This is a genomic window from Pseudomonas sp. EA_65y_Pfl2_P74, assembly GCF_963970575.1.
In the GTDB taxonomy this organism is placed as follows: domain Bacteria; phylum Pseudomonadota; class Gammaproteobacteria; order Pseudomonadales; family Pseudomonadaceae; genus Aquipseudomonas; species Aquipseudomonas baetica_A.
The window spans coordinates 180100-203702 of the sequence record NZ_CAXAOQ010000006.1 but is presented as its reverse complement, the minus strand read 5'-3'; the positions used below and the strand labels follow the sequence as shown (position 1 = coordinate 203702).

Here is a 23603-nt window from a genome sequence, read left to right as displayed (position 1 = left end):
ACGCGTTACAGACTACAAAGCTTTTATTGCGCGACGATTTACTCGCTGCGCATCAACGGATACAGCTCTTTGAGCAGCTTGCGCCGGCTGATCACCAACTGCCAGCGATGCCCGCCGAGCTGGCGCCACAGGCGTGCTGAACGGATACCGGCCAAGAGCAGGGCGCGGATTTTCGAGGCATTGCTCGGCTGTTGCAGGTTGCGCATGTCGCCATGCACCTGAATCCGCTGGCGCAAAGTGCTCAGGGTGTCTTGGTACAGCGCGCCGCACGCGGCAACCACGTTTTCGTGGGCCGGGCCGAAGTGCTCAACTTGCGACTGGATCTGCGGCAGGCGCTTGCCGATGGTGTCGAGCATGTCGTCACGCTTGGCCAGTTGCCGCTCAAGACCGAGCATCGACAGGGCATAGCGCAATGGCTCGCGCTGCAAGGTGCTCGGGTCGCGTTCAAGCGCGCCGATCAGTGCGCGGTAGCCTTCACGCAGATTGATATCGTCGCCGCCGTACACGTCCAGCGTGTCTTTCGGGTCGCGCACCAGCAGGCTGCCGAGCATGCAGCTCAGGCCGGCCTCGTTGGTCTGGCCGGTCTTGGCGATCCGGTCGACCAGCACGGCTGCGAGAAACACGCCGCCCAGCGCCGTCAGTTGCTCCTGAGTCGGGTTCATGCCTGGCCGCTCCACGGCTCGGCGACTTCGATCACGCCGCCGCCGAGGCAGATTTCACCGTCATAGAACACCACGGACTGGCCCGGCGTCACCGCGCGTTGCGGCTCGTCGAACACTGCGCGGTAACCGCTGGCGGTTTTTTCCAGGGTGCAGGCCTGGTCGCTTTGGCGGTAACGCACTTTGGCGGTCAGGCGCAGCGGCTGGCTCAGATCGATCGGGTTGACCCAATAGATTTCCGAGGCGTGCAGGGCGCTGGAGAACAGCCATGGGTGGTTGTTGCCTTGGCCGACGATCAGCTCGTTGTTGTCCAGATCCTTGCGCAGCACGTACCACGGCTCATCGCCCGCATCTTTCAAACCGCCAATGCCCAGGCCCTGGCGCTGGCCGATGGTGTGGTACATCAAGCCGTGGTGACGGCCGATGACTTCGCCTTCGGTGGTTTTGATCTCGCCCGGTTGTGCCGGCAGGTATTGCTTGAGAAAGTCGCTGAAACGACGCTCGCCGATGAAGCAGATCCCGGTGGAATCCTTCTTCTTGGCGGTCGCCAGCTCGTATTTTTCGGCAATGGCGCGGACTGCCGGTTTTTCCAGCTCGCCGACCGGGAACAGGGTCTTGGCGATCTGTTCGCCGCCGACGGCGTGCAGGAAGTAGCTTTGATCCTTGTTCGGATCGAGGCCCTTGAGCAGTTCGGTGCGGCCATCGATGTCACGGCGGCGCACGTAGTGGCCGGTGGCAATCAGGTCGGCGCCGAGCATCATGGCGTAGTCCAGGAACGCCTTGAACTTGATCTCGCGGTTGCACAGGATGTCCGGGTTCGGCGTGCGACCGGCCTTGTATTCGGCCAGGAAGTGCTCGAACACGTTGTCCCAGTACTCGGCGGCGAAGTTGGCAGTGTGCAGTTTGATGCCGATCTTGTCGCACACGGCCTGAGCGTCCGCCAGGTCGTCCATGGCGGTGCAATATTCCGTTCCGTCGTCTTCTTCCCAGTTCTTCATGAACAGGCCTTCCACTTCAAAGCCCTGCTCGATCAGCAGGAGAGCGGAAACGGAAGAGTCCACGCCGCCGGACATGCCGACAATGACGCGCTTCTTGGATGTGTCAGAAGGGGCTGGATCACGCATAGGGATTCAATGAGTGTCTTGAAAAAGGACGCGATTCTATCAGGCTCACGGCCTCAAGGCTAAAGAGAAGGGCGGATCAGTTCGAGGCCGAAGTGATGGCCGGCCAGATAATCATCGATGCAGCGGATGATCAGCTCGCTGCGCCAGTTATCGCGCTGGGCGATTAATTCGTCGCGGGTCAGCCACTTGGCGCCGACGATGCCGTCGTCGAGCGGGCAATCCGGGTGGTGCTTCACGGCTTTGGCGCTGAAGCACACGCGTTGGTAGGTGACACCGTTGCTCGGTGCGGTGTACAGGTAAATGCCGATGACGCCGGTGGGTTCGACGTCCCAGCCAGTTTCCTCAAGGGTTTCGCGAATGGCAGCTTCGATCAGGGTTTCGTTCGGGTCGAGATGGCCGGCAGGCTGATTGAGTACGTTGCGCCCGGCCTTGTGCTCTTCGACCATCAGGAAGCGGCCGTTGTTCTCGACGATGGTGGCGACGGTGATGTGGGGGAGCCATTCCATAAATCTTCCTCAATCTATTGGTTGAAACCTGATCCCCTGTGGGAGCAGGCTTGCTCGCAAATACGGTTTGTCATTCAACATCTTTATTGACTGATCCAATGCATTCGCGAGCAAGCCCGCTCCCACATGGGGTCGTGTCTCAAGGATAAATGGGCCAGCGCCACAAAAAGAAACCCCGGCACTGGGCCGGGGCTTCTTTACAGCATTACAACCTTAAACCAGCGCAGCAACCGCCGCGTTGAAGGTTGCGCTTGGGCGCATGGCCTTGCTGATCAGCTCGGCATTGGCGTGGTAGTAACCGCCGATGTCCACTGGCTTGCCCTGCACGGCGTTGAGCTCGGCAACGATGGTTGCTTCGTTCTCGGTCAGGGTTTTAGCCAGGGGCGCGAACTGCGCTTGCAGTGCAGCGTCTTCGGTCTGGGCAGCCAGGGCCTGAGCCCAGTACATCGCCAGATAGAAGTGGCTGCCGCGGTTGTCGATGTTGCCGACTTTGCGCGATGGAGACTTGTTGTTGTCGAGGAACTGGCCAGTGGCCTGATCCAGAGTCTTGGACAGAACCAGCGCTTTCGGGTTGTTGTAGTTCACACCCAAATGCTCGAGGGATGCCGCCAGAGCCAGGAATTCGCCCAGCGAATCCCAGCGCAGGAAGTTCTCTTCAACCAGTTGCTGCACGTGCTTCGGTGCCGAACCGCCGGCGCCGGTTTCGAACAGGCCACCGCCGTTCATCAGCGGCACGATCGACAGCATCTTGGCACTGGTGCCCAGTTCCATGATCGGGAACAGATCGGTCAGGTAGTCGCGCAGTACGTTGCCGGTCACCGAAATGGTGTCCTTGCCTTCGCGGGTGCGCTGCAGGGTGTACTTCATCGCGTCGACCGGCGCCATGATCTGGATGTCCAGACCGGCAGTGTCGTGATCCTTCAGGTAAGCCTGAACTTTCTCGATCACTACGCCGTCGTGAGCGCGCATCGGATCGAGCCAGAAAATGGCTGGAGTGCTGCTGGCGCGAGCGCGGTTGACGGCCAGTTTGACCCAGTCCTGGATCGGCGCGTCTTTGGTCTGGCACATGCGGAAGATGTCGCCAGCTTCAACAGCCTGTTCCATCAGCAGGGTGCCTTTGCTGTCGGTCACGCGAACCACGCCGTCAGCCTTGATCTGGAAGGTCTTGTCATGCGAGCCGTACTCTTCGGCTTTCTTCGCCATCAGGCCGACGTTTGGCACGCTGCCCATGGTGGTCGGGTCGAAGGCGCCATTGGCTTTGCAGTCTTCGATCACAGCCTGGTAGATGGTCGCGTAGCAGCGATCCGGGATCACAGCCTTGGTGTCGTGCAACTGGCCGTCGGTGCCCCACATCTTGCCGGAGTCACGGATCATCGCTGGCATCGAGGCGTCGACGATAACGTCGCTCGGCACGTGCAGGTTGGTGATGCCTTTGTCGGAGTTGACCATCGCCAGCGATGGACGAGCGGCGTAGACCGCTGCCATGTCGGCTTCGATCTGCGCTTGCTGATCGCTAGGCAGGGCCTTGATACGAGCGTACAGATCGCCGATGCCGTTGTTCAGGTTGAAGCCGATCTGGGCCAGCACGTCAGCGTGCTTGGTCAGCGCGTCTTTATAGAACTCGGCAACGATCTGGCCGAACATGATCGGGTCGGAGACCTTCATCATGGTCGCTTTGAGGTGAACCGACAGCAGCACGCCTTGTGCCTTGGCGCTTTCGATTTCTGCGGCGATGAACGCGCGCAGGGCGTTTTTGCTCAACACGGCGCAGTCGAGGATCTCGCCAGCCTGAACGGTGGTTTTTTCTTTCAGGACGGTCGTGGTGCCGTCTTTGGCGATCAGCTCGATTTTCACAGCGTCAGCGGCGTCGATCAGGGCGGCTTTTTCGCTGCCGTAGAAATCGCCGGTGCTCATGTGAGCAACGTGGGACTTGGAGTCTTTGGCCCATGCGCCCATTTTGTGCGGGTGCTTGCGAGCGTAGTTCTTGACCGACAGCGGAGCGCGGCGGTCGGAGTTGCCTTCACGCAGAACCGGGTTCACGGCGCTGCCTTTGACTTTGTCGTAACGCGCCTTGGCGTCTTTGTCGGCATCGCTGGTTACGGTTTCCGGGTAGTCCGGCAGGTTGTAACCCTGAGCTTGCAGCTCTTTGATCGCGGCTTGCAGTTGTGGAACCGAAGCGCTGATGTTCGGCAGCTTGATGATATTGGCTTCAGGCGTAACGGCCAGGTCGCCCAGTTCGGCGAGGTGATCGGCTACGGCTTTGTCGCCCAGTTGCTCGGGGAAGCTGGCCAGAATGCGTGCTGCAAGAGAGATATCGCGGGTTTCCACGGCGATATCGGCCGAGGCGGTGTAAGCCTCGATGATCGGCAGCAGGGAATAGGTGGCGAGGGCTGGAGCTTCGTCGGTGAAGGTATAGATGATCTTCGAGCGGGTGGGCATATTCGGATTAACTCTCTCTTCTTTGCTAAAGCGTGCGCAGAAACTCGAGGGGCGCCGGGTAAGCGCGTTCGTTCAAAGTCATCCATGAACCGAATGTCGAGATTCTTCGCGGTGATGTTGGGTGCATCGTTGAGCGTCAAGCAGTCGGACTGCGGTAACAGTTCAACCAAACAGGCGGAAAGTCTCGTGCTAGAGAGGCCAGCCGTCGTGACCCTTTGGTCAGCGGGCGGCATTATACATAGGTAGCTGGCAATCTGCCGATGGTTCATATGCAACGATTCTCGTCCATTGGTCTAAAGGTCGCAGGGCAGGGTGGGGCGTAGAGTCTTGCGCAATGCTTGAGTTTGGCGCTTTTCCCTTTGCTTTCAGGGTTGTACGAAACGAGATGTGCCTGCGCCTTGAACAGAGGGTTTGCGTGTTGATTTAACTGGGTTACGCTCGAACCAAGCCAGATGTTCAATCCAAACAATGGAGTTCAGCATGGGTTACAAGAAGATTCAGGTTCCAGCCGTCGGCGACAAAATCACCGTCAATGCAGACCATTCTCTCAATGTTCCAGATAACCCGATCATCCCCTTCATCGAAGGTGACGGCATTGGTGTTGACATCAGTCCGGTGATGATCAAGGTTGTCGATGCTGCAGTTCAAAAGGCATACGGCGGCAAACGCAAGATTTCCTGGATGGAAGTCTTCGCCGGGGAAAAAGCCACTCAGGTTTACGATCAGGACACCTGGCTGCCTCAGGAAACGCTCGACGCAGTCAAGGATTACGTGGTTTCCATCAAAGGCCCGCTGACCACCCCGGTCGGTGGCGGCATCCGCTCGCTGAACGTGGCTCTGCGTCAGCAACTCGATTTGTACGTCTGCCTGCGTCCGGTGCGCTGGTTCGAAGGTGTGCCAAGCCCGGTGAAAAAGCCTGGCGACGTCGACATGACCATCTTTCGCGAGAACTCCGAGGATATCTACGCTGGCATCGAGTGGAAGGCCGGTTCGCCGGAAGCCACCAAGGTCATCAAATTCCTTAAAGAAGAAATGGGCGTCACCAAGATCCGTTTCGACGAAAACTGCGGTATCGGCGTCAAGCCGGTTTCCCTCGAGGGCACCAAGCGCCTGGCGCGCAAGGCGCTGCAGTATGTGGTCGATAACGACCGCGATTCGCTGACTATCGTGCACAAAGGCAACATCATGAAGTTCACCGAAGGTGCCTTCAAGGAATGGGCCTACGAAGTGGCCGCCGAAGAGTTCGGCGCGACCCTGCTCGACGGCGGTCCGTGGATGCAGTTCAAGAACCCGAAAACCGGCAAGAACGTCATCGTCAAGGATGCCATCGCCGACGCCATGCTCCAGCAGATCCTGCTGCGCCCGGCCGAATACGATGTGATCGCCACCCTAAACCTCAATGGCGACTACCTCTCCGACGCTCTGGCGGCGGAAGTGGGCGGTATCGGTATCGCGCCGGGCGCTAACCTGTCCGACACCGTAGCGATGTTCGAAGCCACCCACGGTACTGCGCCGAAGTACGCCGGCAAGGATCAGGTCAACCCGGGTTCTCTGATTCTTTCGGCGGAAATGATGCTGCGTCACATGGGCTGGACCGAAGCGGCGGATCTGATCATCAAGGGCACCAACGGCGCCATCAGTGCCAAGACCGTGACTTATGACTTCGAGCGTCTGATGGATGGGGCCAAACTGGTGTCGTCTTCGGGCTTCGGTGATGCGCTGATCTCGCATATGTAAGAACTGCAAGCATGCAAATAACCGCCCCTCTCGGATAATAGAGGGGCGGTTTTTTATGGCTGAAGGTTTTGACGCGTCAACTGGTAACTTTTTGTTCTCGAAAGGTGTCCGGGACTGTTTCTTTTTCTTCTGTGGCTACGACCGCTGTAATATTGACCGCGTGCAGGCCTTTGGGCCCCTGAGCGATCACGAAGCTTACGGCCTGCCCAGCCTTGAGGGTTTTATACCCGTCCATTTCAATGGCGGAGTAGTGCGCAAAGAAATCAATATCTTTGCCAGCCTCGTCTAGACCTTCACGGGCGTCGGTATTGATGAACCCGAACCCCTTGGCATTGTTGAACCATTTCACCTTGCCGACAGCCATGCTCAAATCCCTCTGCAACAGACTCCAACGCTGGAGTATCATCCAGGACATCCGCAATCTAATCCGTTAAAAGGATTGACTCCGCGGATCTTTTTTACCCACTGTGGGCTCTATTGGTTGTAACACCGTTTTCCCGATAGTCAAGGTGACCGGGCAGTCGGAGTTGAAAACGTGTACAGCCGCCCCCACCACTGTATTTGCACAACTGACGAACCTTTCTTTCCATGCATGCAATCAGCCAGATTCGACTAACATTCAATCAGGATCGCCCGCTTCTCCAAAAGGATCTTCCAGAGGAGCACGACGACGATTCGGCAGGCGTTGCTGTTCAGGAAGCAAAGCCTGCGTTACAGGCGCCGCCGATGTACAAGGTGGTTTTGTTCAACGATGACTACACACCGATGGATTTCGTCGTCGAAGTGCTCGAGGTGTTTTTTAACCTGAATCGCGAGCTGGCGACCAAGGTCATGCTGGCCGTCCACACAGAAGGGCGGGCAGTATGTGGAGTGTTTACCCGCGACATCGCCGAGACAAAGGCCATGCAGGTCAACCAGTACGCCAGGGAAAGCCAGCATCCGCTACTCTGTGAAATCGAGAAGGACGGTTAATCGCCGACCACTTGGGTATGAGGTGAAGCTATGTTAAACCGCGAGCTCGAAGTCACCCTCAATCTTGCCTTCAAGGAGGCTCGTTCGAAGCGTCATGAGTTCATGACCGTCGAACACCTCCTGTTGGCCTTATTGGACAATGAGGCTGCCGCCACCGTTTTGCGTGCCTGCGGCGCAAACCTCGACAAACTCAAGCATGACCTGCAGGAGTTCATCGACTCCACCACGCCATTGATCCCCGTTCATGACGAAGATCGCGAAACCCAGCCAACCCTGGGCTTCCAGCGTGTACTGCAGCGTGCTGTTTTTCACGTACAGAGCTCGGGCAAACGCGAAGTGACTGGCGCCAATGTGCTGGTTGCAATCTTCAGTGAGCAAGAGAGTCAGGCCGTGTTTCTGCTGAAACAGCAGAGCGTTGCGCGCATCGATGTCGTCAACTACATCGCTCACGGCATTTCCAAAGTGCCGGGGCATGGCGATCACTCTGAAGGTGAGCAAGACATGCAGGACGACGAGGGCGGTGAGTCTTCTTCTTCAGGCAATCCTCTGGATGCTTATGCCAGCAACCTCAACGAACTCGCGCGTCAGGGGCGGATTGATCCGCTGGTCGGCCGTGAGTCGGAAGTCGAGCGTGTCGCGCAGATCCTGGCGCGGCGGCGCAAAAACAATCCGCTGTTGGTCGGCGAGGCTGGCGTGGGTAAAACCGCGATTGCCGAAGGCCTGGCCAAACGCATTGTCGACAACCAGGTCCCTGATCTGTTGGCCAGCAGCGTTGTTTACTCGCTCGATCTCGGTGCTCTGCTCGCGGGCACCAAGTATCGCGGTGATTTCGAGAAGCGCTTCAAGGCGTTGCTCAATGAGCTGAAAAAGCGTCCTCAGGCGATCCTGTTCATCGACGAGATCCACACCATCATTGGTGCTGGCGCTGCGTCCGGTGGTGTCATGGACGCTTCGAATCTGCTCAAGCCACTGCTGTCGTCTGGCGATATTCGCTGCATCGGCTCGACCACGTTTCAGGAGTTTCGCGGCATCTTCGAGAAGGATCGTGCTTTGGCGCGGCGCTTCCAGAAGGTCGATGTCGTCGAGCCGTCGGTGGAAGACACTATCGGTATCCTGCGCGGCCTGAAGGGTCGTTTCGAGGCGCACCACAACATCGAGTACAGCGATGAGTCGTTGCGTGCCGCCGCTGAACTGGCGTCGCGTTACATCAATGATCGACACATGCCGGACAAGGCCATCGACGTGATCGATGAGGCGGGTGCCTACCAGCGTTTGCAACCGGTCGAGAAGCGCGTCAAGCGTATCGAAGTGCCGCAGGTTGAAGATATCGTGGCGAAAATCGCGCGTATTCCGCCGAAGCACGTCACCAGTTCCGATAAGGAACTGCTGCGTAACCTGGAGCGTGACCTCAAGCTGACGGTGTTTGGTCAGGATGCGGCGATCGACTCGCTGTCCACTGCGATCAAGCTGTCCCGTGCCGGCCTCAAGTCGCCTGATAAACCGGTGGGGTCGTTCCTTTTCGCAGGGCCTACCGGTGTCGGTAAAACCGAAGCCGCGCGGCAACTGGCCAAGGCGTTGGGGATCGAACTGGTTCGCTTCGACATGTCCGAATACATGGAACGTCACACCGTATCGCGTCTGATCGGTGCCCCTCCAGGTTATGTCGGCTTCGATCAGGGCGGTCTGTTGACCGAAGCGATCACCAAGCAGCCGCATTGCGTATTGCTGCTCGATGAAATCGAGAAGGCGCACCCGGAAGTCTTCAACCTGCTGCTGCAGGTGATGGACCACGGTACGCTCACTGACAACAACGGGCGCAAAGCGGACTTCCGCAACGTGATCGTGATCATGACCACCAACGCTGGTGCCGAAACGGCAGCTCGTGCTTCGATTGGTTTCACCCATCAGGACCACTCGTCCGATGCGATGGAAGTGATCAAGAAGAGCTTCACGCCGGAATTCCGCAACCGTCTGGACACCATTATCCAGTTTGGTCGCCTCAGTCATGAGGTCATCAAAAGTGTGGTGGACAAGTTCCTTACCGAGCTTCAGGCGCAGTTGGAAGACAAGCGTGTGCTGCTGGAAGTTACCGATGCGGCGCGCAGTTGGCTGGCGGCGGGTGGTTACGACTCTGCCATGGGCGCTCGTCCGATGGCGCGTCTGATCCAGGACAAGATCAAGCGTCCGCTGGCGGAGGAGATTCTGTTTGGCGAGCTGGCCGAGCATGGCGGTGTGGTTCACATCGACATCAAGGACGGTGAAATGACGTTTGACTTCGAAACCACGGCTGAGATGGCCTGACGGCTTGGTGTTGATTGGGAAGGCGCCTTCGGGCGCCTTTTTTGTTTTTTTTGGGGGGGGGGTGGGGTTTTTGGGTTTTGGGTGAATATCCGTTGCTGCGGTGATGGCTTATTACGGTTTCGCCCTTACGGCGACTCACTTTTTTTCAAACGCCAAAAAAAGTAAGCAAAAAACGCTTGCTCCTACGTTCGGCCCGCTCGCTGGGGCTCGGGGTTCCTTCGCTCCGGGATCGATCCGGGCGCAGCGCCTACGGTTTGCTTCGCTGCACCTCCTCTCGCTGTGTTTGGCTTCGCCAAACGGTCGCTGCGCTCCCACCCCCGGATCAATCCCTCCACTCAGCCTTCCGACGTCGCCTTGCAGATCAAAAACTGCAGCCGAGCTAACGCTCATCCTGTTGAGCAGTGAAAAGCGGGCGCTGTTTGCTGTTGGTTTTTTGTGGGCGCTGGCTTGCCAGCGATGGCGGCCTGCGAGCCGACCATCTCTGACTAATCGCGCCCAATCCAGCTGTGGGGGCGAGCTTGCTGGCGAAGACGGCTTACCAGCCACCGAATTTTCACTGAACACACCCAGTCCCCATGTAGGAGCTGCCGAAGGCTGCGATCTTTTGATCTGTTGCTCAACCGTAGCGAGGGAGCACTGAGTCTCAGCGAAGTGCCGTGCGTCAGGGGCAAAGCCTTTTGGTGTTTTTTTGCTGGGCCGGCACTCCGGCGTTTGAAAAAGGGATCCGCAGCAGCGGATATACACACAAAACCATTAAAGTGCAGACACAAAAACGCCCGGCATAAACCGGGCGTTCTGTATTGACTTGATTAGCGAGCGCGGTAAGTGATGCGCCCTTTGCTCAAGTCATAGGGCGTCAGCTCGACGCGCACTTTGTCACCGGTAAGAATACGAATGTAGTTCTTGCGCATCTTGCCGGAAATATGCGCGGTTACGACGTGCCCATTTTCCAACTCCACACGAAACATGGTGTTGGGCAGGGTGTCGACGACAGTGCCTTCCATTTCGAAGCTGTCTTCTTTCGACATGCAGTAAAGCCCTCGGTATCCAATGAATGGCCCGGTGCAACTGCGCCAGGCAAAAGCGGCGTGCATTGTGCCCGAAAAATGGCGTTTACGCCAAGGGGTTTAGGGTTTGGGTTTAGTTCAGGATCACCCAGCGCTGATTAATCAGCAGTTCGATGGGGCGATACTGGGTCTTGTAGTTCATCTTTTTGCAGTTCTTGATCCAGTAACCCAGGTAAACCGCCTCAAGCCCCATGCGTTGGCTTTCGGCAATTTGCCACAGGATGGCGAAGCGGCCCAGGCTGCGGCGCTCTTCGGCGGGCTCGTAGAAGGTGTACACCGCTGACAAGCCGTTTGGTAGCAAATCGGTCACTGCCACCGCCAGCAACCGTCCGTCGAGACGAAATTCGTAAAAGCGCGAGAAGGGCAGGTCGCGAACCAGAAACGTGGAGAATTGATCGCGGCTCGGCGGATACATGTCGCCGTCAGCGTGACGCTGTTCGATGTAGCGCTGGTACAGGTCGAAATATTCTTCGCTGAATTTGGGTTTGGCCGGATGAACCTGCAAATCGGCGTTGCGCTTGAAAATGCGCTTTTGCTGACGATTGGGGGTGAACAGCGCCACCGGAATGCGTGCAGGCACGCACGCATTGCAATTCTGGCAATGGGGGCGATACAGATGATCGCCGCTGCGACGAAAGCCCATTTCCGACAGATCTGCGTAAACATGCACATCCATGGGCTGGCTCGGATCGAGAAACAGGGTCGTGGCCTGCTCCTCGGGCAGATAACTGCAAGAGTGGGGCTGAGTGGCATAGAACTTCAAACGCGCCAACTCGGTCATGATCAACCCTCGGGGTAAGCTGGTGAATTAAGTGTAAGCCACGCGCGCAAAAGTCGCTCAGCAAACCCAGGTCGCATCATTGGGCTGATCCAGATGCCGAGCCAGATATTCCGCGAATTCGTGGCGGGGAATCGCCCGGGCGCCAAGGCTGTGCAGATGATCGGTCGGCATCTGGCAGTCGATCAGCACAAAACCCGAGTCCTTCAGGTGCTGCACCAAGGTGGCAAAGCCATATTTGGAGGCGTTATCCGCGCGGCTGAACATCGATTCACCAAAAAACAGCTGTCCCATCGCCAAGCCATACAGGCCGCCGACCAGTTTGCCCTGATCCCGGACTTCCACTGAATGAGCGAAGCCGCGCCGATGCAATTCAATGTAGGCCTCCTGCATGGCTTCGGTGATCCAGGTGCCATCGGCATAGTCCCGTGGGGCGGCGCAGGCGTGGATCACCGCCTCAAAGTCCTGATCGAAGGTGACCTGGTAGCGTGCTTTGCGCAGTAATTTGCCGAGGCTGCGCGAGACATGCAGTTCGTCGGGAAATAGCACGGTGCGAGGGTCTGGTGACCACCAAAGAATAGGCTGGCCCTCGGAAAACCATGGGAAGCAGCCATGACGATAAGCCTGAATCAGGCGATCGGCGGACAGATCGCCGCCCGCGGCGAGCAGTCCATTGGGGTCGCGCATGGCCTTTTCCAGCGGCGGAAAAGTCAGGGAATTACGTTGTAACCAAGTCAGCATGGCATCCAGGCTTGCAGAAGGGGAGGGTGATGTGGGCTGTTAGCCCGCGCTAAAGTGTGCCGCTAAATGGCGCGAATGTCGTGCCGATCCTGCCTGACGTTTGCAGTGTTGCAACTTGGCAAGCTTGATGCGGTCGTAAGCGAGCGGCGTGGTCGGGCATGCAACAGGCTTGACGGGCAGTCAGTGACAGGTTGCGAGGTGTGGGTGGCAATGCTTCGCTATGTTCATCAAATACACCTCATAAGCCTTTGTCACAAAAGACAATGCATGCTCAAATTGAATCGCAGGTTCTGTACGCTTGGCTATGCTCAAACCTGGGCGTTGAAGCATGGCATCAGACGCACAAACCCGTACAATGCCGGGCTGTTACAGAATATTCGCTGCGTGCGATGCTTATGGCTGTGTTTATGAAAGCATCAGTGCAATGTTAAAAGTAGTCTCAGTTGTGCTCGTCAACTTTTCACCTGCCTGGATTGGGCAGTTTTTTATCGTCATTCAATAGATGGACGCGCCTTGGGCGCAGGAAAAGAAGCGTTTTGAAGAAATCCACCGAAGCACCAAAAACAGTCGTTCCGCTCTGGCGCCAGCAATTGCACTACCGGCTCAAGGAAGGTGCATTGATCGCCATCGGCGCTTTGTGCCTGTTCCTGATGATGGCCTTGCTGACCTACGGCAAGGACGATCCGGGCTGGAGCCACAACAGCAAGATCGACGACGTACAGAATTTCGGCGGCCCGGCGGGCTCTTACAGCGCCGATATCCTGTTCATGGTGCTCGGTTATTTTGCCTATATCTTCCCCTTGCTACTGGCGATCAAGGCCTATCAGATCTTCCGTCAGCGCCACGAGCAGTGGCAGTGGAGCGGCTGGCTGTTCTCCTGGCGGCTGATCGGTCTGGTGTTTCTGGTGTTGTCCGGCGCTGCGCTGGCACACATCCATTTTCACGCCGCGACCGGTCTGCCGGCCGGTGCCGGCGGTGCCTTGGGCGAGAGTCTCGGCGATCTGGCGAAGAATGCGCTGAATATCCAGGGCAGCACGCTGCTGTTCATCGCGCTGTTTCTGTTCGGCCTGACCGTCTTCACCGACTTGTCGTGGTTCAAGGTGATGGACATCACTGGCAAGATCACCCTCGACCTGTTCGAGCTGTTTCAGGGCGCGCTCAACCGCTGGTGGTCGGCGCGCACCGAACGCAAGCAACTGGTTGCACAACTGCGTGAAGTCGATGACCGAGTCCATGATGTCGTTGCTCCGACTGTCACCGACAAACGTGAGCAGGCCAAGGTCAAAGAGCGCTTGATCGAACGCGAGCAGGCCCTGAGCAAACACATGTCCGAGCGCGAGAAACAGGTGCCGCCGGTCATCGCGCCAGCCCCGGTCAAGGCGCCGGAGCCAAGCAAGCGTGTGCAGAAAGAGAAGCAGGCGCCGTTGTTCGTTGACAGCGCCGTGGAAGGCACTTTGCCGCCAATCTCGATCCTCGACCCGGCGGAAAAGAAACAACTCAATTACTCGCCGGAGTCCCTGGCTGCGGTCGGCCACCTTCTGGAGATCAAACTCAAGGAGTTCGGTGTCGAGGTGTCCGTGGATTCGATTCACCCGGGCCCGGTGATTACCCGTTATGAAATTCAGCCCGCCGCCGGCGTCAAGGTCAGCCGCATCGCCAACCTGGCGAAAGACCTTGCGCGCTCCCTGGCCGTGACCAGTGTGCGTGTGGTCGAAGTCATTCCGGGCAAGACCACGGTCGGTATCGAGATCCCGAACGAAGACCGGCAGATCGTGCGCTTCTCCGAAGTGCTGTCGACGCCTGAGTACGACAACTTCAAATCGCCGGTCACGTTGGCGTTGGGTCACGATATCGGCGGCAAACCGGTCATTACCGATCTGGCGAAGATGCCGCACTTGCTGGTAGCCGGTACCACCGGTTCCGGTAAGTCGGTGGGTGTGAACGCGATGATTCTGTCGATCCTGTTCAAGTCCGGCCCGGAAGACGCCAAACTGATCATGATCGACCCGAAAATGCTTGAGCTGTCGATCTACGAAGGCATTCCGCATTTGCTCTGCCCGGTGGTCACCGACATGAAGGACGCCGCCAATGCCCTGCGCTGGAGCGTCGCGGAGATGGAGCGTCGCTACAAGCTGATGGCGAAGATGGGCGTGCGTAACCTGTCCGGCTTCAACGCCAAGGTCAAGGAAGCGCAGGATGCCGGAGAGCCGTTGAGCGATCCGCTGTACAAGCGTGAAAGCATTCATGACGAAGCGCCGCTGCTGAGCAAGCTGCCGACCATCGTCGTGGTCGTCGATGAATTCGCCGACATGATGATGATCGTCGGCAAGAAGGTTGAGGAGTTGATTGCCCGGATCGCGCAGAAGGCGCGTGCCGCGGGTATTCACCTGATCCTTGCGACCCAGCGGCCTTCGGTGGACGTGATCACCGGTCTGATCAAGGCCAACATTCCGACGCGTATGGCGTTCCAGGTGTCGAGCAAGATCGACTCGCGGACCATCATCGACCAGGGCGGCGCCGAACAACTGCTTGGCCACGGTGACATGCTCTACATGCCACCGGGCACCAGCCTGCCTATTCGGGTTCACGGCGCGTTCGTTTCCGACGATGAAGTACACCGCGTGGTTGAAGCGTGGAAACTGCGCGGCGCACCGGAGTACAACGACGACATCCTCAACGGTGTCGAAGAGGCGGGCAGCGGCTTTGAGGGCAGCAGCGGTGGTGGCGACGGCGATGATCCGGAAGCCGATGCGCTATATGACGAAGCGGTTCAGTTCGTCCTCGAAAGCCGCCGCGCATCGATTTCCGCGGTGCAGCGCAAGCTGAAAATCGGCTACAACCGCGCCGCGCGAATGATCGAGGCCATGGAAATGGCCGGTGTCGTCACTTCAATGAACACCAATGGGTCGCGTGAAGTCCTGGCTCCGGGCCCGGTACGCGACTGATTCAGCGCCCCTGATGACTAACAAAAGGACGGTGCAATGATGCGCCGTCCCCTCCCAACGAGTATTCAAGAGGACTCCCATGCGTCTTATCCGCATGCTGTTGCCAGTACTGGCTTTGACCACACTCACGGCCCACGCCGATGACAAGGACGTGGCTCGTCTGACCCAATTGCTGGAAACCTCCAAGACCCTGACTGCTAACTTCTCGCAACTGACCCTCGACGGCAGCGGCACTCAGTTGCAGGAAACCACCGGTGACATGACCCTGCAGCGCCCGGGCCTGTTTTACTGGCACACCAATGCGCCGGCCGAGCAGACCATGGTCTCCGACGGCAAGAAAGTCACCCTGTGGGACCCGGATCTGGAACAGGCCACCATCAAGAAGCTCGACGAACGTCTGACCCAGACTCCAGCGCTGCTGCTGTCGGGTGACGTGTCGAAAATCAGCCAGAGCTTCGACATCTCGGCGAAAGAGGCGGGTGGCGTGATCGACTTCACCCTCAAGCCGAAAACCAAGGACACCCTGTTCGACAGCCTGCGTCTGTCGTTCCGCAACGGTCTGCTCAATGACATGCAACTGATCGACAGCGTTGGTCAGCGCACCAACATCCTGTTTACCGGGGTGAAGGCCAACGAAGCGGTGCCGGCGTCCAAGTTCAAGTTCGACATCCCGAAAGGTGCCGACGTCATTCAGGAATAAGCTCCCACAGGAGCAATCATCGGTCTCAAGATCTACTAGAGGTTTCAACGGTACGTGATGGATCTGTTTCGCAGTGCACCGATTGCCCAGCCGCTGGCCGCGCGTTTACGTGCGACCAATCTGGATGAGTATGTCGGTCAGGAGCACGTGCTCGCTCGCGGCAAGCCTCTGCGTGAGGCGCTGGAGCAGGGTGCCCTGCATTCGATGATCTTCTGGGGGCCGCCGGGCGTGGGCAAGACCACGCTGGCGCGGTTGCTCGCCGAAGTCTCGGACGCGCACTTCGAAACAGTCTCGGCAGTTCTCGCCGGGGTCAAAGAGATCCGTCAGGCTGTTGAAATCGCCAAGCAGCAGGCCGGCCAGTACGGCAAGCGCACGATTTTGTTCGTCGATGAAGTGCACCGCTTCAACAAGTCCCAGCAGGATGCATTTCTGCCGTACGTTGAAGACGGCACGCTGATTTTCATCGGCGCCACCACCGAAAACCCTTCGTTCGAACTGAACAACGCCTTGTTGTCGCGGGCTCGCGTCTACGTGCTGAAAAGCCTCGACGAGGCGGCGCTGCGCAAGCTTGTACACCGCGCGCTCAGCGAAGAGCGTGGCTTGGGCAAGCGCAACCTGACGTTGAGCGATGAAGGCTTCCAGATGCTGTTGTCCGCCGCCGATGGCGATGGGCGGCGGCTGCTTAATCTCCTGGAGAACGCTTCGGATCTGGCCGAAGACGACAGCGAGATCGGCATCGAACTCCTGCAAAGTCTGCTCGGTGACACCCGTCGTCGCTTCGACAAGGGCGGTGAGGCGTTCTATGACCAGATATCCGCGCTGCACAAATCAGTGCGTGGTTCCAATCCGGATGGCGCGCTGTACTGGTTTGCACGGATGATCGACGGCGGTTGCGACCCGCTGTACCTGGCCCGGCGCGTGGTGCGCATGGCCAGCGAAGATATCGGCAATGCCGACCCGCGTGCCCTCAGCCTTTGCCTGGCGGCGTGGGAAGTGCAAGAACGCCTCGGCAGTCCGGAAGGCGAGTTGGCGGTGGCTCAGGCCATTACGTATCTGGCCTGCGCACCGAAAAGCAATGCGGTGTACATGGGCTTCAAAACCGCTTTGCGCGCGGCCGCTGAAAACGGCTCGCTGGAGGTGCCGCTGCATCTGCGCAACGCACCGACCAAGCTGATGAAACAACTGGGCTACGGCGACGAATACCGTTATGCCCATGACGAGCCGGACGCCTATGCGGCCGGCGAAGACTATTTCCCGGAAGAACTCGAGCCGATTCCCTTCTATCAGCCGGTGCCGCGTGGCCTGGAATTGAAGATCGGCGAGAAGCTCAATCACCTTGCCCAACTCGACCGTTTAAGCCCAAGACAGCGGAGAAAATAGTGATTCCATTGATAGTTGCGGTCTCCATCGGCGGGGCCGCCGGTACATTGTTGCGCTTTGTTACCGGCAATTGGATCAATGCCAATTGGCCGCGGCACTTCTATACCGCGACGCTGGCCGTTAATATCGTGGGCTGTCTGCTGATTGGCGCGTTGTACGGCCTGTTTTTGATCCGCCCGGACGTGCCGATTGAGTTGCGTGCCGGGTTGATCGTTGGCTTCCTGGGTGGGCTGACGACTTTTTCATCCTTTTCACTGGATACGGTGCGCCTGCTGGAAAGCGGGCAAGTGCCGCTGGCCCTGGGCTATGCGGCGCTCAGCGTATTCGGCGGGCTGCTCGCAACGTGGGCTGGCCTGTCTTTGACCAAACTTTGATAACGAGAAACCGACATGCTCGATTCCAAACTGTTACGTAGCAACCTTCAGGACGTAGCGGACCGCCTGGCTTCCCGTGGCTTTGCCCTGGATACCGCGCGCATCGAAGCGCTGGAAGAACAGCGCAAGACCGTCCAGACCCGCACCGAAGCATTGCAGGCTGAGCGTAACGCGCGTTCCAAATCCATCGGTCAGGCCAAACAGCGTGGCGAAGACATCGCACCGCTGATGGCGGACGTCGAGCGCATGGCGGGCGAACTGAGCGCCGGCAAAGTCGAGCTGGACGCAATTCAGACCGAACTGGACTCGATCCTGCTCGGTATCCCGAACCTGCCGCACGAATCCGTGCCGGTCGGCAAAGACGAAGATGACAACGTTGAAGTGCGCCGCTGGGGCACTCCGACCGCGTTCGATTTCCCGGTTCAGGACCACGTCGCCTTGGGCGAAAAGTTCGGCTGGCTGGACTTTGAAACCGCCGCCAAACTGTCCGGCGCACGTTTTGCCCTGCTGCGTGGCCCGATCGCCCGTCTGCACCGCGCACTGGCGCAGTTCATGATCAACCTGCACGTCAACGAGCACGGCTATGAAGAGGCTTACACGCCTTATCTGGTTCAGGCTCCGGCGCTGCAAGGTACCGGTCAATTGCCGAAGTTCGAAGAAGACCTGTTCAAGATCGCTCGCGAAGGCGAAGCCGATCTGTACCTGATCCCGACGGCGGAAGTGTCGCTGACCAACATCGTCGCCGGCGAAATCGTCGATTCGAAACTGTTGCCGATCAAGTTCGTCGCCCATACACCCTGCTTCCGTAGCGAAGCCGGTGCGTCGGGCCGTGACACCCGCGGCATGATCCGTCAGCACCAGTTCGACAAGGTTGAAATGGTCCAGATCGTTGAGCCGTCGACCTCGATGCAAGCGCTGGAAGGCCTGACCGCCAACGCCGAAAAAGTCCTGCAATTGCTCGGTCTGCCGTATCGCACCCTGGCGTTGTGCACCGGCGACATGGGCTTCAGCGCCGTCAAGACTTACGACCTGGAAGTGTGGATTCCGAGCCAGGACAAATACCGCGAAATCTCGTCGTGCTCCAACTGCGGCGATTTCCAGGCCCGTCGTATGCAAGCGCGGTTCCGCAATCCGGAAACCGGCAAGCCTGAACTGGTACACACCCTCAACGGTTCCGGTCTGGCTGTTGGCCGCACGCTGGTTGCCGTGCTGGAAAACTATCAGCAGGCCGACGGTTCGATCCGCGTGCCGGACGTGCTGAAGCCTTACATGGGTGGCCTTGAGGTCATCGGCTAAATGAAATATCTGCCGCTGTTTCACAACCTGCGCGGCAGTCGTGTGTTGGTCGTCGGCGGGGGGGAAATTGCCTTGCGCAAATCCCGCCTGCTGGCCGATGCCGGTGCGCAGCTGCGGGTGGTTGCACCTGAAATCGAAACACAGCTGCGTGAGCTGGTCGTGGCCAGCGGTGGCGAATGCCGGGTTCGCGGTTACGCGGAAGCGGATCTGGACGGTTGCGTGCTGATCATTGCTGCCACGGATGACGAAGCGCTCAACGCACAAGTCTCCACCGATGCCCATCGGCGTTGCGTGCCGGTCAACGTGGTCGACGCCCCGGCCTTGTGCAGCGTGATCTTCCCGGCGATCGTCGATCGCTCGCCGCTGATCGTTGCGATCTCCAGCGGCGGCGATGCGCCGGTGTTGGCCCGGTTGATCCGCGCCAAGATCGAAACCTGGATTCCGTCGACCTACGGACAACTGGCCGGTCTCGCCGCGCGTTTCCGTAATCAGGTCAAAAGCCTTTTTCCGGATGTGCAGCAGCGTCGCGGGTTCTGGGAAGACGTGTTTCAGGGGCCGATTGCCGACCGGCAACTGGCCGGGCAGGGCGCCGAGGCCGAGCGGCTGCTGCAAGCGAAGATCGATGGCGAGGCCGACGTCACCACGGGTGAGGTATATCTGGTGGGAGCAGGGCCGGGTGATCCCGATCTGCTGACCTTCCGTGCGCTGCGTCTGATGCAACAGGCTGACGTCGTGCTGTATGACCGTTTGGTCGCACCGGCCATTCTTGATCTGTGCCGTCGCGATGCCGAGCGGGTTTACGTCGGTAAGCGTCGCGCCGACCACGCTGTGCCGCAGGATCAGATCAACCAGCAATTGGTCGATCTGGCCAAGGCCGGCAAGCGAGTCGTGCGATTGAAGGGCGGTGATCCGTTTATCTTCGGCCGTGGCGGCGAAGAGATCGAGGAGCTGGCCGCGCACGGCATTCCATTCCAGGTCGTACCCGGTATCACGGCAGCCAGCGGTTGTGCGGCGTACGCCGGGATTCCGCTGACCCATCGTGATTACGCGCAGTCAGTGCGCTTTGTCACCGGGCATTTGAAGGACGGATCCACCGATCTGCCGTGGGCCGACCTCGTCGCCCCGGCGCAGACGTTGGTGTTCTACATGGGCCTGGTGGGGTTGCCGGTGATTTGCGAGCAGTTGATCAAGCACGGTCGCTCGGCGGACACCCCGGCAGCGCTGATTCAGCAGGGCACCACGGTCAATCAGCGCGTCTTCACCGGCACGCTGGCTGACTTGCCGCGAATGGTGGCAGAGCATGAAGTGCATGCACCGACATTGGTGATCGTCGGTGAAGTGGTGCAACTGCGCGAGAAACTGGCGTGGTTTGAGGGCGCTCAGGCGCAGGTCTGAAGACCGCGTCGTCTCATTCGCGAGCAAGCTCGCTCCCGCATTGGATTTGTGAACGACACAGATCTAGTGTGGGAGCGAGTTTGCTCGCGAAGAGGCCCTCAAAAACACCGAATCAACTAACCCCTCTGCCACACCCCTTTCCCGCCCAACCGCGCCCGATCATGGGCCTCAGTGAAGTCCTGCTCTGGCCCCTTCGGCACAACCCCCGTCGGATTGATGGTCTTGTGACTGCCGTAGTAGTGATGTTTGATGTGCTGAAAATCCACCGTCTCGGCAATCCCCGGCCACTGATACAGCTCACGTAGCCAGTTCGACAGGTTCGGGTAGTCGGCAATCCGCCGCAGGTTGCACTTGAAGTGCCCGTGATAGACCGCATCAAAGCGAATCAACGTGGTGAACAAACGGATATCTGCTTCCGTCAGGTACTCGCCGGATAGATAGCGATTGGCACCGAGCACGCGCTCCAGATGATCCAGTTCTGCAAACACCTCATCGAACGCTTCTTCATAAGCTTGTTGCGACGTGGCAAACCCGGCGCGATATACGCCGTTGTTCACGGCGGGATAGATCCGTTCATTCAGCGCATCGATTTCACCGCGCAGTGGCGCTGGGTAGAAGTCCAGGTCGTTGGCGGTCAAACCATCGAAGGCGCTGTTGAACATGCGGATGATCTCCGCTGACTCGTTACTGACGATGCGCTTGAGTTTCTTGTCCCACAACACCGGCACCGTGACGCGACCGGTGTAGTCGGCGGTGTCAGCGGTGTAGCGCTGGTGCATGAAATCGAAGTGATCGAGCTTGTCACCGGTCGAGCCTAGCGACGTGTCGAAGGTCCAGCCGTTCTCCAGCATCAACCAACTGACTACCGAGACGTCGATCAGACTTTCCAGGCCTTTGAGTTTGCGCAGAATCAGCGTGCGATGCGCCCATGGACAGGCGAGGGAAACGTAGAGGTGATAGCGCCCGGCTTCGGCGGCAAAACCACCTTCACCGCTAGGGCCGGGCTTGCCGTCAGGGGTGACCCAGTGCCGGCGCTGCGCCTGTTCGCGCTGGAACGCGCCGTCCTTGGTGCTTTCGTACCACTTGTCCTGCCAAAGGCCATCCACTAATAAACCCATGTCCAAGGCTCCTGAAACCAATAATCGTTGGCGTCGAGTCTATTCCCATGAGTTCGAACAAAAAGCGCAAAGATCAGGCGCAAATGATCGGTTAAATCGATTTATCCCGCGCAGTCCAGTATTGCTCGGCGGTTTCGAACGCCTGCTCACGGCTCTGGCCGAGACCGCGCAGGGCGAGCGCCATGGTCGAGATCAACGCCATCTGCGGATAGCTGTCGACGACGTCGCCGCGCCACACGGCTTTCAAATGATCGACGTCCAGCGAGGCTGGTTTGACATGACGTTGCGTCGACATTTGCGGCCATTCCTCGTCCCAGCTCTCGCCGCCTGTGGTGCCGTACAGGTGACTGGTGGCATCCGGGTTGATCTCGATTTCGCCGCCATCACCCTTGACCACAATCGCCGTGTCACCGAGTAAACCACTGGCATCGCGGTGCACCGCCTGATAGCCCGGGTGGAAAATGCTTTGCAGCCCACAACGTGCGCCCAGCGGATTGAGAATCCGCGCCAGCGAGTGGATCGGTGAGCGCAGCCCCAACGTGTTGCGCAGGTCGATCATCTGTTGCAGTGGCGCCGCCCAGTCCACCAGCGGCATGAACGCCAGCCCGCCGTTGTCCAGTGCGACGGCGACCTGTTGCCAGTTGCGGCACAGCGGGATATTCAGTTCGCCCAGCAATTGCTCGCTGTACAGACGTCCGGCGGTGTGCGCGCCGCCGCCGTGCATGAAGATGCGTATGCCGTTCTGCGCCAGGCACTTGGCCGCCAGCAGATACCACGGCAGATGACGTTTCTTGCCCGCGTAGGTCGGCCAGTCCAGGTCGACATTCAGCGCCGGCGCCTGCAATCGCTCACGCAGGGCCTCGGTGAAACCGGCCATTTCTTCGGCGCTTTCTTCCTTGTGCCGCAGCAACATCAGAAACGCGCCGAGCTGGGTGTCTTCGACCTTGTCGTCGAGCACCATGCCCATGGCTTCGCGGGCTTCCTCACGGGTCAGATCGCGGGCGCCGCGTTTACCCTTGCCCAGAATTCGCACAAATTGAGCGAACGGATGTTCGGCGGGTGTTTCGAGGGTGAGCGCTGGAAAGTCGGTCATAAGCAATTCGTCGGTTTGGGCAGGCCCGCCAGTTTCGCGGCGAGTTTGGCGGGGGTGCCTTTGAACAATCGGTTCAGGTACAGGCTGTTGCCTTTGTCCGGTCCGAGTTTTAACGCGGTGTATTTGATCAGCGGTCGAGTGGCCGGCGAGAGCTGGAATTCGGCATAGAAGCTGCGCAGCAGTTCGAGGATTTCCCAGTGTTCAGGCGTCAACTCGATGCCTTCGGCGGCGGCGAGGGCGGCGGCGACATCGTGAGACCAATCGCTCAGATCAACCAGAAAGCCGTCTTTGTCCAGATCGATGGCGCGATCGCCGAGGGTCATGGAATTCATAGCCAACTGTTGACCTTGTCGTGCTGGATCGACAGTTCGACGAAGGCCGGATAATCGATCGCTTGCGCCCAGTCCGGAACCTGCACAGCACGGGCCTGTGCGTCTTCGGCCAAGACGAAAAGCTTGATTTGACGGTTTTGCAGTGCAGTGAATGGCGCGGTGTTCGGTTGTAGTGCGTACACCGCGTCCCCCGACAACAGCAATGCATCGGCGCTGCCGATCACGCGCAGGCAACTGGTCAGGCGATCGTCGCCGAATGGTGAGTGAGACAACACATGCAAAGTCGACATCAGAGGGTGATCACCTGGTCGTAACGGTCAATAAGGGCGGTGATTTGCTCGGCAGCGAGCGGTTGTGCTTCGTCCAGCGATAGATCGGCGAGGCCACGGGAACTGGCGCTGTCGGCGCAGTAGAACAGCTCTTCGACGCCAAACATCGGCAACGCTTGCAGGTTGGCGCTCAGGTCTTTCTGTTGCAGCGCCTTGGCGTTTTGTCCAGCGGCCAATTGCAGCACGCCGTCATCGAGAAACAACAGGCCGATCGGCAGATCGAAAGCACCGCCCGCCAGCACGATATCCAGCGCTTCGCGGGCGCCGGGGCCGGACCACGGTGATTGGCGGCTGACGATCAACAAGGATTTGGCCAT

The 23603-nt window shown here is 58.8% G+C and carries 22 protein-coding genes; 9 read left to right on the top strand and 13 right to left on the bottom strand.

Annotated elements, in window-relative coordinates:
• Window positions 1-38 precede the first annotated feature (38 nt).
• The 4 genes from hflD to AACY18_RS06680 form a co-directional block, all read right to left on the bottom strand.
• A complete protein-coding gene (hflD, locus tag AACY18_RS06695) occupies window positions 39-662 on the bottom strand; it encodes a high frequency lysogenization protein HflD (RefSeq protein ID WP_221730384.1) in 624 nt (207 codons plus the stop codon).
• Window positions 659-1783 carry a tRNA 2-thiouridine(34) synthase MnmA gene (gene mnmA / locus AACY18_RS06690; RefSeq protein ID WP_339464580.1) on the bottom strand — a complete coding sequence of 375 codons (1125 nt, stop codon included), beginning with the start codon at window positions 1781-1783 and terminating at the stop codon, window positions 659-661. Before mnmA ends, hflD begins: the two co-directional genes overlap by 4 nt.
• 59 nt (window positions 1784-1842) lie before the next feature.
• Complete coding sequence (locus AACY18_RS06685; protein ID WP_339434115.1) at window positions 1843-2289, bottom strand: NUDIX hydrolase; 447 nt, start codon at window positions 2287-2289, stop codon at window positions 1843-1845.
• A gap of 213 nt (window positions 2290-2502) precedes the next feature.
• Complete coding sequence (locus AACY18_RS06680) at window positions 2503-4728, bottom strand: NADP-dependent isocitrate dehydrogenase (RefSeq protein WP_339434114.1); 2226 nt, start codon at window positions 4726-4728, stop codon at window positions 2503-2505.
• 480 nt (window positions 4729-5208) lie between these two features.
• On the opposite strand from AACY18_RS06680, the gene icd reads away from it, so the two are divergent.
• Window positions 5209-6465: an NADP-dependent isocitrate dehydrogenase gene (gene icd, locus AACY18_RS06675; RefSeq protein ID WP_221730380.1), complete on the top strand. Its 1257-nt coding sequence runs from the start codon at window positions 5209-5211 to the stop codon at window positions 6463-6465.
• Window positions 6466-6541: 76 nt separating this feature from the next.
• Here icd and AACY18_RS06670 read toward each other — a convergent pair whose 3' ends face one another.
• A complete protein-coding gene (locus AACY18_RS06670) occupies window positions 6542-6829 on the bottom strand; it encodes a cold shock domain-containing protein (protein ID WP_339434113.1) in 288 nt (95 codons plus the stop codon).
• 224 nt (window positions 6830-7053) lie between these two features.
• On the opposite strand from AACY18_RS06670, the gene clpS reads away from it, so the two are divergent.
• Complete coding sequence (clpS, locus tag AACY18_RS06665) at window positions 7054-7437, top strand: ATP-dependent Clp protease adapter ClpS (RefSeq protein WP_016987405.1); 384 nt, start codon at window positions 7054-7056, stop codon at window positions 7435-7437.
• 30 nt (window positions 7438-7467) lie between these two features.
• On the top strand, window positions 7468-9738 hold the full coding sequence (clpA, locus tag AACY18_RS06660) for an ATP-dependent Clp protease ATP-binding subunit ClpA (protein ID WP_339434112.1): 2271 nt from the start codon (window positions 7468-7470) through the stop codon (window positions 9736-9738).
• A gap of 809 nt (window positions 9739-10547) precedes the next feature.
• Here clpA and infA read toward each other — a convergent pair.
• The 3 genes from infA to aat form a co-directional block, all read right to left on the bottom strand.
• The gene (gene infA, locus AACY18_RS06655) at window positions 10548-10766 is read right to left on the bottom strand and encodes a translation initiation factor IF-1 (RefSeq protein ID WP_002553999.1); all 219 of its coding nucleotides are present in this window, start codon (window positions 10764-10766) and stop codon (window positions 10548-10550) included.
• A 112-nt stretch (window positions 10767-10878) separates the two neighbouring features.
• Window positions 10879-11586 carry an arginyltransferase gene (locus AACY18_RS06650; RefSeq protein ID WP_339434079.1) on the bottom strand — a complete coding sequence of 236 codons (708 nt, stop codon included), beginning with the start codon at window positions 11584-11586 and terminating at the stop codon, window positions 10879-10881.
• Window positions 11587-11643: 57 nt separating this feature from the next.
• Entirely contained in the window at window positions 11644-12324 is a 681-nt protein-coding gene (gene aat / locus AACY18_RS06645) for a leucyl/phenylalanyl-tRNA--protein transferase (RefSeq protein WP_339434080.1), read from the bottom strand.
• 536 nt (window positions 12325-12860) lie between these two features.
• Between aat and AACY18_RS06640 the strand changes: the two genes are divergently transcribed.
• The 6 genes from AACY18_RS06640 (at window position 12861) to cysG (ending at window position 20414) form a co-directional block, all read left to right on the top strand.
• Window positions 12861-15269: a DNA translocase FtsK gene (locus tag AACY18_RS06640; RefSeq protein WP_339434081.1), complete on the top strand. Its 2409-nt coding sequence runs from the start codon at window positions 12861-12863 to the stop codon at window positions 15267-15269.
• Between the two features lie 79 nt (window positions 15270-15348).
• A complete protein-coding gene (gene lolA / locus AACY18_RS06635) occupies window positions 15349-15969 on the top strand; it encodes an outer membrane lipoprotein chaperone LolA (protein ID WP_339434082.1) in 621 nt (206 codons plus the stop codon).
• A gap of 57 nt (window positions 15970-16026) precedes the next feature.
• The gene (locus tag AACY18_RS06630) at window positions 16027-17349 is read left to right on the top strand and encodes a replication-associated recombination protein A (RefSeq protein WP_339434083.1); all 1323 of its coding nucleotides are present in this window, start codon (window positions 16027-16029) and stop codon (window positions 17347-17349) included.
• A complete protein-coding gene (crcB, locus tag AACY18_RS06625; protein ID WP_339464579.1) occupies window positions 17349-17723 on the top strand; it encodes a fluoride efflux transporter CrcB in 375 nt (124 codons plus the stop codon). Before AACY18_RS06630 ends, crcB begins: the two co-directional genes overlap by 1 nt.
• Before the next feature lie 15 nt (window positions 17724-17738).
• The gene (serS, locus tag AACY18_RS06620) at window positions 17739-19019 is read left to right on the top strand and encodes a serine--tRNA ligase (RefSeq protein ID WP_221730371.1); all 1281 of its coding nucleotides are present in this window, start codon (window positions 17739-17741) and stop codon (window positions 19017-19019) included.
• The gene (gene cysG / locus AACY18_RS06615) at window positions 19020-20414 is read left to right on the top strand and encodes a siroheme synthase CysG (protein WP_339434085.1); all 1395 of its coding nucleotides are present in this window, start codon (window positions 19020-19022) and stop codon (window positions 20412-20414) included.
• A gap of 116 nt (window positions 20415-20530) precedes the next feature.
• Here cysG and AACY18_RS06610 read toward each other — a convergent pair whose 3' ends face one another.
• The 5 genes from AACY18_RS06610 to tusC all read right to left on the bottom strand — a co-directional run bounded on the left by AACY18_RS06610 (window position 20531) and on the right by tusC (window position 23603).
• Entirely contained in the window at window positions 20531-21532 is a 1002-nt protein-coding gene (locus AACY18_RS06610) for a glutathione S-transferase family protein (protein ID WP_339434086.1), read from the bottom strand.
• A 91-nt stretch (window positions 21533-21623) separates the two neighbouring features.
• Window positions 21624-22625 (bottom strand): glycosyl transferase family protein, encoded by a 1002-nt coding sequence (locus tag AACY18_RS06605; RefSeq protein ID WP_339464578.1) that lies wholly within the window; start codon window positions 22623-22625, stop codon window positions 21624-21626.
• Window positions 22622-22957, bottom strand: a complete 336-nt coding sequence (locus tag AACY18_RS06600; RefSeq protein WP_339434088.1) for a TusE/DsrC/DsvC family sulfur relay protein — start codon at window positions 22955-22957, stop codon at window positions 22622-22624. The genes AACY18_RS06605 and AACY18_RS06600 overlap by 4 nt, the downstream gene beginning before the upstream one ends.
• On the bottom strand, window positions 22954-23247 hold the full coding sequence (gene tusB, locus AACY18_RS06595) for a sulfurtransferase complex subunit TusB (RefSeq protein ID WP_339434089.1): 294 nt from the start codon (window positions 23245-23247) through the stop codon (window positions 22954-22956). The genes AACY18_RS06600 and tusB overlap by 4 nt, the downstream gene beginning before the upstream one ends.
• The gene (gene tusC / locus AACY18_RS06590; RefSeq protein ID WP_339434090.1) at window positions 23247-23603 is read right to left on the bottom strand and encodes a sulfurtransferase complex subunit TusC; all 357 of its coding nucleotides are present in this window, start codon (window positions 23601-23603) and stop codon (window positions 23247-23249) included. The genes tusB and tusC overlap by 1 nt, the downstream gene beginning before the upstream one ends.